The sequence below is a fragment of the Dactylosporangium sp. NPDC049742 genome (assembly GCF_040674675.1).
GTDB lineage: Bacteria > Actinomycetota > Actinomycetes > Mycobacteriales > Micromonosporaceae > Dactylosporangium > Dactylosporangium maewongense.
The window spans coordinates 73,296-85,984 of sequence record NZ_JBFANF010000023.1; the positions used below are offsets into that span (position 1 = coordinate 73,296).

10 protein-coding genes are annotated in these 12,689 nt (G+C 73.9%); 2 read left to right on the forward strand and 8 right to left on the reverse strand.

What is annotated here, in order from left to right; genetic code table 11:
• Window positions 1-38 precede the first annotated feature (38 nt).
• The 8 genes from AB0J72_RS26765 to AB0J72_RS26800 all read right to left on the reverse strand — a co-directional run bounded on the left by AB0J72_RS26765 (window position 39) and on the right by AB0J72_RS26800 (window position 10,189).
• On the reverse strand, window positions 39-2,327 hold the full coding sequence (locus tag AB0J72_RS26765; RefSeq protein WP_363403170.1) for an ATP-dependent Clp protease ATP-binding subunit: 2,289 nt from the start codon (window positions 2,325-2,327) through the stop codon (window positions 39-41).
• 293 nt (window positions 2,328-2,620) lie between these two features.
• Window positions 2,621-2,821, reverse strand: coding sequence for a hypothetical protein (locus AB0J72_RS26770; RefSeq protein WP_363403172.1), 201 nt, complete (start codon window positions 2,819-2,821; stop codon window positions 2,621-2,623).
• Window positions 2,822-2,856: 35 nt separating this feature from the next.
• Window positions 2,857-3,048, reverse strand: coding sequence for a hypothetical protein (locus tag AB0J72_RS26775; RefSeq protein ID WP_363403174.1), 192 nt, complete (start codon window positions 3,046-3,048; stop codon window positions 2,857-2,859).
• Window positions 3,049-3,244: 196 nt separating this feature from the next.
• On the reverse strand, window positions 3,245-4,267 hold the full coding sequence (locus tag AB0J72_RS26780; protein WP_363403176.1) for a hypothetical protein: 1,023 nt from the start codon (window positions 4,265-4,267) through the stop codon (window positions 3,245-3,247).
• A 549-nt stretch (window positions 4,268-4,816) separates the two neighbouring features.
• Entirely contained in the window at window positions 4,817-6,295 is a 1,479-nt protein-coding gene (locus AB0J72_RS26785; protein ID WP_363403178.1) for a hypothetical protein, read from the reverse strand.
• Window positions 6,295-7,578, reverse strand: coding sequence for a hypothetical protein (locus AB0J72_RS26790; RefSeq protein WP_363403180.1), 1,284 nt, complete (start codon window positions 7,576-7,578; stop codon window positions 6,295-6,297). The genes AB0J72_RS26785 and AB0J72_RS26790 overlap by 1 nt, the downstream gene beginning before the upstream one ends.
• A gap of 70 nt (window positions 7,579-7,648) precedes the next feature.
• On the reverse strand, window positions 7,649-9,259 hold the full coding sequence (locus AB0J72_RS26795; protein WP_363403182.1) for a DUF4331 domain-containing protein: 1,611 nt from the start codon (window positions 9,257-9,259) through the stop codon (window positions 7,649-7,651).
• A 156-nt stretch (window positions 9,260-9,415) separates the two neighbouring features.
• Window positions 9,416-10,189, reverse strand: a complete 774-nt coding sequence (locus AB0J72_RS26800; RefSeq protein WP_363403184.1) for an SAM-dependent methyltransferase — start codon at window positions 10,187-10,189, stop codon at window positions 9,416-9,418.
• Between the two features lie 32 nt (window positions 10,190-10,221).
• Between AB0J72_RS26800 and AB0J72_RS26805 the strand changes: the two genes are divergently transcribed.
• Window positions 10,222-11,403 carry a hypothetical protein gene (locus AB0J72_RS26805; RefSeq protein WP_363403185.1) on the forward strand — a complete coding sequence of 394 codons (1,182 nt, stop codon included), beginning with the start codon at window positions 10,222-10,224 and terminating at the stop codon, window positions 11,401-11,403.
• Window positions 11,404-11,728: 325 nt separating this feature from the next.
• Window positions 11,729-12,592 carry a SigB/SigF/SigG family RNA polymerase sigma factor gene (locus AB0J72_RS26810; RefSeq protein ID WP_363403187.1) on the forward strand — a complete coding sequence of 288 codons (864 nt, stop codon included), beginning with the start codon at window positions 11,729-11,731 and terminating at the stop codon, window positions 12,590-12,592.
• The last annotated feature ends 97 nt before the right edge of the window (window positions 12,593-12,689 follow it).

Sequence of the window (12,689 nt, forward strand, 5' to 3'; positions counted from 1 at the left end):
CACCCCAATCAGTTGAGCACTCGCTCAATCCGTCGGGGTCATTTAAGCATTCGCTCAAGCTCCCGGGAAGTGACGAACGTGAGACCGTCCTCACCGTGGTCGATCGTGACCGTGTCGCCGGGGCGCAGTGCGCCGAGCAGGATCCGCTCCGACAGGGGGTCCTCGACCACCCGCTGCACGGTGCGCCGCAGCGGCCGGGCGCCGAGCACCGGGTCGTGGCCGCGCGCCGCCAGGTGCGCGCGGGCCCGCGGCGTCACCGCCAGCCCGATGTCCCGCAGGGCGAGCCGCGCCGCCACGTCCAGCACGAGCAGGTCGACGATGCCTTCGATCTCCGCCGGACCCAGCGGGTGGAAGACGACGGTCTCGTCGATGCGGTTCAGGAACTCCGGCCGGAAGTGCTTGCGCAGCTCGTCGCCGACCCTGTCGTACATGGGGAGCGGCCCGTCGTGGAAGCCGGCCGGCCGGGTCAGGTCGCGGGTGCCCAGGTTGGTCGTGAGGATGAGCACCGTGTGCTTGAAGTCGACGACGCGACCCTGGCCGTCGGTGAGCCGGCCGTCCTCCAGGATCTGCAGCAGCGTGTGGAACACGTCCGGGTGCGCCTTCTCCACCTCGTCGAACAGCACGACCGAGAACGGCCGCCGCCGGACCTGCTCGGTGAGCTGCCCGCCGTCGTCGTAGCCGACGTAGCCGGGCGGCGCGCCGACCAGCCGCGCCACCGTCGCCCGGTCGTGGAACTCCGACATGTCCAGCTGGATCAGCGCGTCCCGGGCGCCGAACAGGAACCCGGCGAGGGCCTTGGCCAGCGACGACTTCCCGACGCCGGACGGGCCGGCGAAGATGAACGACCCGGCGGGCCGGCGCGGGTCCTGCAGGCCGGCCCTGGTCCGGCGGATCGCCCGCGACACGGCGGCGACCGCCGCCTCCTGGCCGATGAGCTCCTCGTGCAGCGTCTGCTCCATCCGCAGCAGCCTGGCGCTCTCCTGCTCGGTGAGCCGCTGCACCGGGATGCCGGTCCACGCCGCCACCACGGCCGCGATCTCGTCCGCGTCGACCTGCCGCACTTCCGGCGCTCCGGTCTTGTTCGCGGCCCGGGCCTCGGTCTTGTTCGCGGCCCCGGCCCCGGTCTTGTTGGCGGCCCCGGCCTCGTCGATCAGGTCGATCGCCTTGTCCGGCAGGCGGCGGTCGGTGATGTACCGGTCGGCGAGCAGCGCCGCCGCCCGCAGCGCCGCGTCGGTGTACGTGACGCCGTGGTGCTCCGCGTACCGGTCGCGCAGGCCGCGCAGGATCAGCACGGTGTCCTCGGCGGTCGGCTCCGGCACCGCCACCGGGTGGAACCGCCGGTCCAGCGCGCCGTCCTTGGCGATGAACCTGCGGTACTCCTCGTCGGTGGTCGCCCCGATCGTCCGCAGCTCCCCGCGCGCCAGCAACGGCTTGAGCAGCGACGCGGCGTCGATGGCCCCCTCGGCCGCGCCCGCGCCGACCAGGTTGTGGATCTCGTCGATGAACAGGATGATGTCGCCCCTGGTGCGGACCTCCCTGGTGACCTTCTTCAGCCGTTCCTCGAAGTCGCCGCGGTACCGGGAGCCGGCGACCAGCGCCCCCAGGTCGAGCGTGTACAGCTGCCGGTCCTTGAGCGAGGCCGGCACGTCACCCGCGACGATCCGCTGGGCCAGCCCCTCGACGACGGCGGTCTTGCCGACGCCGGGCGGCCCCGTCAGCACCGGGCTGTTCTTCCGGCGCCGCGACAGGACCCGGATGACCCGCTCCACCTCGGCGTCCCGCCCGATGACCGGGTCGAGCTGCCCGTCGCGGGCGGCGGCGGTCAGGTTGACGCCGAACTGGTCGAGCACCGTCGCCGGCGGCGCGCTCTCCGGCGCCTTCGTCGTGGACGGGTGCCCGGCCAGCAGCTGGATGACCTGCGCCCGCAGCCGGTTGAGGTCGGCCCCCAGCCGGACGAGCACCTGGGCCGCGACGCCCTCACCCTCCCGGACCAGACCCAGCAGCAGGTGCTCGGGCCCGATGAAGTTGTGCCCGAGCTGGAGCGCCTCCCGCAGCGCCAGCTCCAGGACCTTCTTCGCCCGCGGCGTGAACGGCACGTGCCCGCCCGGCGCCTGCCCACCCAGGCCGATCAGCTCCTCGACCTGCCGCCGCACGTCGTCGAGCGACACCCCGAGCGCCTCGACGCTCCGCGCCGCGACGCCGTCGCCCTCCTGGATGAGCCCGAGCAGCAGATGCTCGGTCCCGATGGCATGGTGATTGAGAACCCGGGCTTCCTCCTGCGCCAGCACCACGGCACGTTTGGCCCGGTCGGTGAACCGCTCGAACATCGACGATCACGCCCTTCGCCTTCACGGCGTTCGGCGGGCCCACGCAGCCGCATCCCTTCGGATGCGCTGAGTCAGGGCCTCTTGACCGCCGACGGAGGCGTGGGCTCCGTCGATCCGCGGCACGGGCAGGCGCGCTGCCACCTCTACGATAACCGACCGCCGGCACCCCGTCGCCCCACCAAACCCCGTGCGGCGCCCCGACACCGACGCCCCGCGCACCCCTCAACCCCACCCGCCAACACCCGGACGGCGCCGGTCCGGCTTCACCGGTGGACGGAGTGGAGTCGCGTCGGTCAGCGCCGTTTCGACGCCAGTGTTCGAACTGCGGCAATGACAGCCCCGAGCACTGCGACGATGCCAAGCGTGGTCAGGAGTCTCGCCACGCCGGATCCTCCAGAGTCGCTGGCCGCAAGGAGGATCAGGTAGGTCACGCCGCCTACCACAGCGAGCAGCAGAGCGATGTTGAAGATGTCGCGACCGCTGAGCTTGTCCATTGGATGCGTCCCTCTCGGCGTGATGGGTGGGTGGCTTATGTTGTGCCGCCTGAATTGTCAGGGAGCGCGAGCCAGCGGCCCCCGATCACCTCGCGCAGGTGACCCTCGCTGGCAAGGTGGGTGCAGGCCGCGACGATGTCCTCCTCGCTGTAGCCGCGTTCGGCGGCTTCGTCGAGGAACCAGCGGATTCGCCAGGCGTCGAATGCTTCGACCGTGCGCCCGAGCAAGGGTCGGTGACCAGATCGACGTCGACCTCGCTGCCGTCGGAGCCGGTGATCCGGCGCCGTCGACGGTGTACTCGACTCCGCTGCGGGTGCGGCCTTCGCGGGACAGCTCCCGGCGTGAACGGACCGCTGCCAGAAGGTCCGCGATGTCTGCCGGTGTCTGGGTGTCGGGTCGGGTGGGCCTCCTGTGCTGGGGTGGTCAGACCTGGAGGGCGGTGGCGGTGGATTCCTGGCCTGGCAGGACGATCAGGTCTTCGGGGCGCATCGCGTGGGTGGCGGGGTCGCCGTCGAGACGGATCTCGTAGCCGCGTGGTGGTCCTGCGGCGGCCCAGCGTGCTCCGATGATCGTGCCCGATGCCGGTCGGCCCGGGGTTGGCGCGCCTGCTGCCGGCGGACCCTGGGCGGCGCCACGTGCTTCCGGGCGACCTTGGTTGGCCGTGCCTGCTGACTGTTGGACCTGATTGACCTCACCTGATTGTGGCCGGGCCTGGGTGGTCGGGCCTGGTGCCGGTGGGGCGGGGGTGGTCGTGGCCGGGGCGGGGCCTGCGGTCGCTGGGTGGGTGAGGCGGATTCTGGTGCCGGGGGCGTGGCCGTCGTCGGCGATGACGAGGAGGGCGTCGAGGATCTGGGCGGCGCCGGTCCAGGGGGCGCGGAGGACATACGGCTCGCCGTCCGGGCCCTCGACCGGCATCGTGAACATGCGGCACACCAGTGACAGCCGGTCGGCGTCGTGGCGGATGGCGGGGCTGGGGTTGGCCTGGCCTGACCGGAGGGCGTCCTCTACCCGGGCCCACAGGCTCGCGACCCCGCCGTCGAGGACGAGGCGGGCGGCGCGGTCCACCTCGGCGCACTCCATGTCGACGGCGGTCTCCTCGCCGAGCTCGGCGGTCCAGGCCAGGTCCAGCGCGGCGGGCACGAGGCCCGGGGCCTCCCGCACCACCACCAGGTAGAGCATGGCGAGCAGGTCCTCGAGGCCGTCGCCGGCGTAGCAGGGGCCCGCGTGGCTCTCGCCGGGTGGGAACCGCTCAACCAGGTGCGCCGCCCGTCCACCCGCGAGGCGTGCCGCCCGCCGCGCGTCGTGGAGCTTCGCGGCGGCAGGGCGCAGCTCGCGGGCGATGACGGTCCACCTGCCGGGCAAGCCGACCGGATAGACCGTCCTGCCGAGGCTGGCCAGGGTCTCGCCCGGGCCGACGCCGAACCCCGCGAGCTGGCGCGCGGCCACCGAATATGCGACACCCGTCTGGGCCGCATGCGCCCTGATCGCCCGACGCCGCTTCCGATCCCGCCGCGCCCGCCCGGTCCCGTCCTGCTGCTGCCGGTCCTGCTGTCCGCCGCTCCGCTGTTGCCCGCCGTCCCGCTGTCCGCCGCTCCGCTGTTGCCCGCCGTCCCGTTGCCCGCCGCTCCGCTGCCCGCCGCTGGGATGGCCGCCGTCCTGCAGGCGGTGGGGGGCGTCGTGGCGGTCGGGGCCGGGAGTGGTGGCGTCCTGGGCGGAGTCAGGGGCTGGCTGGTGCTGGTCCTCTTCGTCTGGCATGGCGACCTCCGGCGTCGACCCACGCTCGCACCGATCGGACGGCGGGACCTCCGCCGGGCAGCCTGCACCACCGCGCTGAGTCTGAGACTCTTGGCCTCGGGTCACGGCAGGCGTGGGCAACCGTGTCGGGCTCAGGCAGGCGCTCTACCCACCACGACCATACCGCCGCACCGCCCCCCGAGCGCACCCCAACCTGTTCGCCGACAGCGGACTACCGGGCGTCGAATCCGGCCGGTGTGGTCAGAGGGTGACGAGGGAGCGGACCGCCAGGGCGGAGCCGACGAGCAGGACCAGGGCCGCGGTGCCGGTGGGGGCGAGCCTGGTCAGGCGGTCGTTGATCCGCAGGCGGGCGGGCCAGCGGTCGCGGATCTTGATGAGCAGCAGGCCGGCGGCGGTGAGGGTGGCGGCCATGCCGAAGCCGTACGCGAGCACGAGCAGCACACCGAACCACGTCCTGCCGAGGGCGACGGCGCCGAGGAGCACGACGAGGGCGGAAGGGCTCGGCACCAGGCCGCCGGCGATGCCCATGCCGACCAGCGCCAACCGGTGCGGATGACCGTGGTCGTGCGCATGGTCGTGGGTGTGCGAGCCCGATCCGTGGGAGTGGGAATCAGCGCCGTGGGAGTGGGAGTGGCCGGCAAGCCCGTGGGAATGGGTGACGGGCCCGTGGCTGTGGGAGTGGGCGGCAGGGCCGTGGGAGTGGGAGTGGGCGGCAGAGCCGTGGGAGTGGCCGTGGGAGGAGGCGCGGCGGGACAGGAGCATGGTCAGGCCGATCGTGGCGACCAGCACGCCGCTCGTCACGCCGAGCCAGCCCAGCACCGTCTCGCCGGCCAGCCCCGCCGCGGTGGTCAGGAGCAGGCCCAGCAGCAGCACGCCGCCGGTGTGGGTCAGGGTGACCGTGGCGCCGACGGTGAGCGCGTCCCGCGGGCGCCCCGCGCGGCCCGCGAGGTACGCGGCCATCACCGTCTTCCCGTGCCCCGGCAGCGCGGCGTGCGCGGCGCCGAGGGCCAGCGCGAGCAGCACCGCCAGCACGCCGACCCACGGCGTCAGCGCACGCGAGGCCACCCAGCCGCGCAGCTTCAGCTCCGCGGTCCCGGCCCAGCCGGGCAGGACCGGCGACGACAACGGTCCAGGGGGAGCCTGAGCGGCCGGGCCCGTGCTGCCGCCGGGTTCGAGTCGCAGTGTCGCCCGGTGTACCGCCGGCGGAGAGCTGAGCAGGTCGGCAGGGTACGACCGCAGCCCCGCGGAAGCCGACACCGTCGGCAGCGGCGAGTCGACGATGTGCACCCCGGCCGCGACGGCGGTCAGCTCGCGCCACCCGACGCGGTCGGCGGCGAAGTCGTTGACGACGTCCACAGTGGACGGGCCGGAGACCGCGAAGGCCCCCGAGAACGTGCATTCCAGGCGGCTGGTACGCAGCCCGGCCGCACCGTCGGAGTAGGTGAAGGAGGACCGGTCGACCGTCCAGCCGACCGGGCGTCCGTCGACGGTGACCCGGAAGAGCGGCGCCACCGTCGTACACGAGGGGACTGACTGCAACGTGGGGAGCTCGGCGAGGTCGGCCACGTAGTCGACCGTGACGCGGTCGGGGTGGAAGGTCAGCGCGCCCAGCTGGTTGACGGAGAAGTTGCCCAGCGGGTGCGCCTGCGCGGTGCCGGGCCACAGCAGCGGCCCGCCCACGGCCAGGCACAGCAGGACCAGTGCGCGACGAAGCACCATCAGGACTCCAGGGTGGCGAGGGTCCGCACCGCGATCGGCGCGTCGACGGGGGAGAAGTGCGGGTTGAGCGCGAGCGCCAGCCGCAGCTGCACCCGTGCGGTCTCCCGGTCGCCGGCGGCGGAGGCGACCATGCCGTAGTGGTAGGCGAGGGTCGCGTCGACCTGGCCGAGCGCGTTGGCCCGGCGGGCGAACGGCAGCGCGGCGGCCGGGTCGCCGGCGGCCATGAGCGTCCACGCGACCATGTCGGCGACCTCGCCGAACTGGCGGCGGTCCCACTCGGCGACCGCGAGCCTCGCGGCGGTCACGGCGTCGCCGGTGGCGAGGGCGAGCGACGCCGCGCCGAGGTCGTCGGTGCCGCCGTTGGCGGTGAAGAGCGAGTGCGCGGCCCGGGCGAGGGCGAGCGACGGCCCGGGGTCGCGCCCGGCGGCCCGCAGCATGCGCGCCTGGTCGAGCAGCGCGTCGACGGTCGGCGTGCGGGCGACCACCTTGGCGAGGTCGTCCAGGGCCGCGGTCAGGTCGCCGCCGGCCGCGTCGAGCTTGGCCTTCAGCTGCCAAAGGCCGACGGTACCGGCGTCGGCGGCGAGGCCGAGGGACACGTGCCGGGCGGCGGTGGCCAGGTCGCCCGCCGCCCACGCCAGGCCGGCGAGGTGCTGGTGGCAGAACGCCACGTCGGCCGGCTCCGTGGCGGCGGCGAGGGCGAGCCGCATGAGCGCGACCGCCTCGGTCCGCTTGCCGTGTTGTTCGAGGTCGTACGACCCGCGGGTGTACGAGCCGAGCCCCGGCCGCAGGTCGAGCATCCGCTGGACGGCGGCGGTCGCGGCGTCGGGGTGCCCGAGCTGGGTCTCGGCGTCGGCGAGGACGCCGTAGGCGGTGTCGGACCACGCGTTGACGGCGAGCGCCCGGTTGGCGAGCTCGCGCGCGCCGGCGAAGTCGTGGCGGGCGTTGGCGAGCGCGCCGAGCCCGGTGAGCGCGGCCGCGTTGCCGTCGGGGCGCACCTCGAGGGACTTGCGCAGCGCGCCCTCGGCCTTCGGGTAGTAGGCGGGGTCGGCGCTGACCCGGGCCTGCTCCAGGTACGCCTCGCCGAGCGCGGCCCACGCGGTCCAGTCGCCCGGCACCTCGCGCAGCCGCTCCTGGTGCGCCGCGATCGCCGCGGCGAGCCGGCCTGTCGACTGTGGACGGTCGGGCTCGACGAAGGCCGGGGACGGGCGCCGGCCGATCAGCGCGCCGAGGCCCAGCAGCAGCGTCGCAGCCAGTACGACACCCAACACCATGCGAAGCCGCATGACTGCTCCTCCCGGGAGATGGTGGGGGCGCGCCACAAAACGCGTACGACGGCGCGCCCCCGGGAACGGGTCAGGGCTGGACGGACCCGCGGCGCCGCCGCCACCAGCCGACGAAGAGCAGGGTGCCGAGGCCGGCCGCGATCGCCGACGTGCTGACCGCGACGGCCGTCATGCCGGTGCCCGACTCGAACGCCGACGGCGTGGTGGCCGGCTGCGCCGCGACGGACGCGGACGCCGACGCGGCGGCGGACGGGCGCACCGAGGACGGCGCCGAGGTGTTCGGCAGCGCCACGTACGGGAACTGCGCACCGAACGCGTTGTCGTTCGCGTCCACCTTGTCGCCGGTGGCCAGGGCGTCGACGAGCTTGCCGGTCAGCGCCGCGCCCTCGACCGCCTGCACCGCGATGTCGACGACGTCGTCGGTGAGCCGCCGGCCGTTCGGGAAGCCCTGCAGGTCGCCGGCGAGCACGCCGAGCCGGTTGGGCTGCGCGGCGACCGGCACGCCGAGGTTGAGCCGGAGCATCTCCGCCGGCCGGAAGTTGGCCGCGACGACGTCGGCGTTGTTGAGCTGCGAGTTGAGGTCGGCCTTGATCGGCCCGCCGGCCTTGGTCGTGATGCCGGTCAGGAAGATCTCGACGAGGTCGTTGCGGGGTGCCGCGGGGGCCGGCACCTTGTAGATGCCCTCGATGAGCTTCGGCAGCTCGGGGTCGGTGACCCGGGCGACGACGGCGGGGATGCCGGCGTCCTGGTCGGGGCTGATCGAGTTGAACGCGTCCTTCAGCGACGCCGGCACGACGACCTCGTTGACCAGCGGGTTGCCCAGCCGGGACACCTGCACCTTCTCGCCGGTGACCGGGCCGGACTGCCCGGTGACGCGGGTCTTGGCCCGCTCGGTGGTCGTCCAGATCCCGATGACCGGGTTGCGCTTCGCGTCGCCCTTGAGCGCCACGTCGGAGAACGGCACCTGCAGCGCGATCGTGTTGACGTTGTAGCCGGCGAGGGTGTCCTGGCCGACCTCGCTCAGGTCGCCGCCGTACAGCAGGTCGAACACCCGCAGATCCAGGAAGAACGGGTCGTCGGCCTGGCCGGCGTAGACGTTCCAGCCGCCGGGGAGCCGCTTGTCGGCCTCGCCGCGCAGCTTCGCGTAGTCGGGCATCGTGGCCTTGCCGACCCGGGACGGCGCGACCGGCGCGCCGGTGACCCGCGTCTTGAAGGGCTCACCGTGGAACGAGGACTCCAGCGTGTACGTCTGGCGGAAGAGCAGGTTCTCGTCGTCGATCGAGGTGACGGGGCCGTTGGCGTACAGGAACGTGTCGCCGCCGCGGCGGTCGATGTTCTGGAACGTCCAGCGGAACACCGCGTCGGCCTTCGCGTCGCCGTCGCTGTCGACGTTGATGTTGTAGACGGCGTCGGTGGCGAAGGGGAAGAAGTTCGGGCCGCCGTCCGGTGCCGAGAACGGCTGCCAGTTGGCGATGAAGGTGACGTACCCGGCCCGTTCGGGGCTGACGAACGCGTACAGGTCGGTGTTGTCGACGGCAGGGTCGGCGGCGACGAGCGGCGCCTCCCGGTGGCTCGAGGCCGACGACGTGCCGGGCCCGAGGCCGGCGAACGCCACACCGGCCGCCACGAGCGCGGCCGCGGTGGCGCGCCACCGGCGGCCTGCCCGGGTTGGAGTGGTCATCTGCGTGGTCCCCTCGCGTCTGGAGCGGTCCTGTGACCGCCGCACGAGAGGACTTCGCCTTCACCCGGGTCGATGGATGGGTCGGTGTCGGCTTGCCGTCAGCGACCCATCCGCGCCCCCGTCAGCTCCGAATCGGCCGCCCGCCCCGCCCTGGCGTCAGCGAGCCGGCCGCACGCCCACGGCGCCGTAGCCGTGGGAGACCTGCTCCTCGCCGTCGTCGGGGCGCCAGTCGCCGAGCCACACCAGCCCCGGGTCGAGCAGGTCGTAGCCGTCGAACAGGGCCGCGATCTCCGCCCTGGTACGGGGGACGATCGGCGCGCTGGACCGCCGGTACACCTGCTGGCCGGCGGCGGCGGGCGCGGCGGGGACCCCGTCCAGGGTGAGGTGGGAGACGACGAGGTGGCTGCCGGGGACCGTGGCGTCGCGCAGCCAGGCGATGATGCCGCCCGGGTCGGCCTCGCCGGGCACGAAGTGCAGGATCGACACCATCAGGATCGCGACCGGCTCGCCGAAGTCGAGGTGCCCGGCGACGTCGGGGTCGGTGAGCAGCGCCTCCGGGTCCCGCAGGTCCCGGCACGCCACCGACACGCGGTCCAGACCGTCCACTAGGGACCGCGCCTGGGCGACGGCCACGGGGTCGTTGTCGACGTAGACGACCTTGCCGTCGGTCATCTCGTGCACGTTGCCCTGTGTCGGCAGCCCCGTGCCGATGTCGAGGAACTGCCGCACGCCGGCCTGGTGCAGGTGCCGCACCGCCCGCTGCAGGAACCGCCGGTTGGTCCTGGCCGCCGCGGGCGTGTCCGGGAAGATCGCGAGGATCTGCTCCGCGGCCTCGCGGTCGGCGGCGAAGTTGTGATACCCGCCGAGGTAGTAGTCGTACATGCGGGCCACGTTGGGAACGCTGGCGTCGACGCCGCCGAGACCGGTCATCCACCCACCCTAATGGGGTAGGTTCTGCGACCGTGCTGGACGGACTCGACGACATCGACTGGGCCTCGCTGGAGCACGCGTACGGCCCGGCCGCCGACGTGCCCGGTCACCTGCGGGCGCTGCGCTCCGCCTCCGCCGATGACCGGCGCGGGGCCCTTTCGGGCCTGTACGGCGGGATCTGCCACCAGGGGACCAGGTACGAGGCGAGCGCCCCGGCGGTCCCGTTCCTGCTGGAGCTGCTGGCGGACCCGGCGACCCCGGACCGGGCCGCGGGCGTGGCGCTGGTCGCGTCGCTCGCCGTCGGGCACCACGGGGCGTGGCTGCCGGGCGGGTTCCCGGTCGCCGAGCTGCGGGCCGCGGCCGTGGGCGGCGCCGAGCTGCTGCGGGCCGCGCCGCCGCCGGCCGAGGACGACGAGGACGAGGACTTCGAGGGGGAGAGCCGCCTGGACTACTGGGAGGGTCTCGGCGACGCCCAGCGGTCGGCCCTGGCGGCGCACGTGGAGCTGGCCGCGTACGACGCCGTGCGCGCCGGCCTGCCCGTGCTGCGTGACCTGCTCATCGGCGACGACGCGCACGGTGACGCCGCGTTGCGGGCGGCCGCGGCGTTCACCCTCGGCTGGTTCCCCGAGGACGACGCCGCGAGCGTCGCGGTGCTCACCGCGGCGGTCGCCGACCCGTCCCGGTCCGTCGCCGCCACCGCGATCGTGTCGCTCGGGCTGCTCGGCACCGTCGTGCCGGCGGCGCTGCACGACACCAGGGCGGAGATCCGCTGGGCGGCGGCGGTCGCCCTCGCCCGCGTCCGGGGCGCCGGGGCCGGCGACGAGGCCACGCGGGAGCTGCTGCGCTGGGCCGGCGGCGCGAGCACCGCCCGGGCCGGCATCCCGTTCCTCGGCGGTGACCTGGCCGGCTGCGCGGCGCTGTCGCTGCCCGCGCTCGCCGCCGGTGACGCCGCCCTGGACGCGCTGCTGGCCCGGCTCGGGACGGTCACCGGCGCGGAGACCCTGCCGGTGCTCGCCACCGCGCTGCGGCTCGTCTTCCCTGACGGTCCCGGGTCCGGCGCGGCCGGCCCTCGGCAGCGACTGGTGCGGGCGCTGGCGGAGGCGCCCGCCGCGTGGCAGATGGGCGGGCGGAGGTCCGGCGACGTGTCGGGGCTGCTGCGGTCGTTTGGCCTGCCAGGTGACCCTGCGGCGATGAACGCCCTGGTGGGGGGCTGACACGCCGGTCGGAGGGGTGCGACTGTTGTCATGCGGCAATCTGTTGTACGGTGGGTGAGTCGTCACCTCCGGCGGCCTGCCACACGTTGCGCAAGCAGCGTGCACGGCGGGTCACCGACCGGGCCCGTCCAGACAGCGGCGGTCCACCCGGTGCCGTGACGGTTCTCGGTCTCACCGCCGGCGCTCAAGACACGGGCGCTGTGAGCGATCTTCTGACCGGTCTCGAGCCTCGTGCGCCCTAAAGCTGGGGATGCCCCGCTCGGCGTTGCCTTAAACGACGTCCTACAGGACGGGCCGGTCATTGCACCGAAAGGCTGACCCTGCCGTGAGCATTGACCTGCACACCGACGCCATTCGCACCGCCGACCTCCACGACGTCGTCTCCGTCCCGGCCGCCGACACGGCCACGGGCACCGGTTCGCACCGGACCAGGGAGACCGACGCCCAGGCCAAGGCGTTGCTGTCGTTGCTCGGCGACCTGCCCGCCGGCACCGACCGCGACCGCGTCCGGGCCCGCCTCATCGAGCTGTACATCCCCCTCGCCGAGTACCTCGCCCGGCGCTTCCGCAACCGCGGCGAGCAGTTCGACGACCTCGCCCAGGTCGCCAACCTCGGGCTGATCAAGTCGGTCGACGGGTTCGACCCGGAGCGCGGCGCCGCGTTCACCAGCTACGCCATCCCGATGATCGTCGGCGAGCTCAAGCGCCACTTCCGGGACAAGGGCTGGGACGTCCGCGTGCCCCGCCGCCTGCAGGAGCTGCGCCTGGAGATCTCGAAGGTCTCCGGCGACCTCGCCCAGGACCTGGGCCGCTCCCCGACGGTCGCGGACCTCGCGGCGAAGCTCGGGGCGAGCGAGGAGGACGTCATCGAGGGCCTGGACTGCGGGCAGGCGTACCGTGCGCTGTCGCTGGACGCGCCCGTCGGCGAGGCCGGCGACGGCGGCGTCACGGGCCTCGGCGACCTGCTCGGCGGCGACGACCCCGACATGGCCAACGTGGAGAACCGCGAGGCGCTGCGCCCGCTGCTGGCGAAGCTCCCGGCCCGCGAGCAGAAGATCATCGCGATGCGGTTCCACGGCAACCTGACGCAGTCGCAGATCGCCGCGGAGCTCGGCATCTCGCAGATGCACGTGTCCCGCCTCCTGGCCGGCGCGCTGCGCACCCTGCGCGCGTCGCTGACCCAGGACTGACCACGCTCGCCGGCGAAGCCAGTTCTGACCACGGTCTTCGGCGAAGCCAGGACTGACCAAGGTAGCCGGTGAAGGCGGCGGGCCGAGGCCCGCCGCC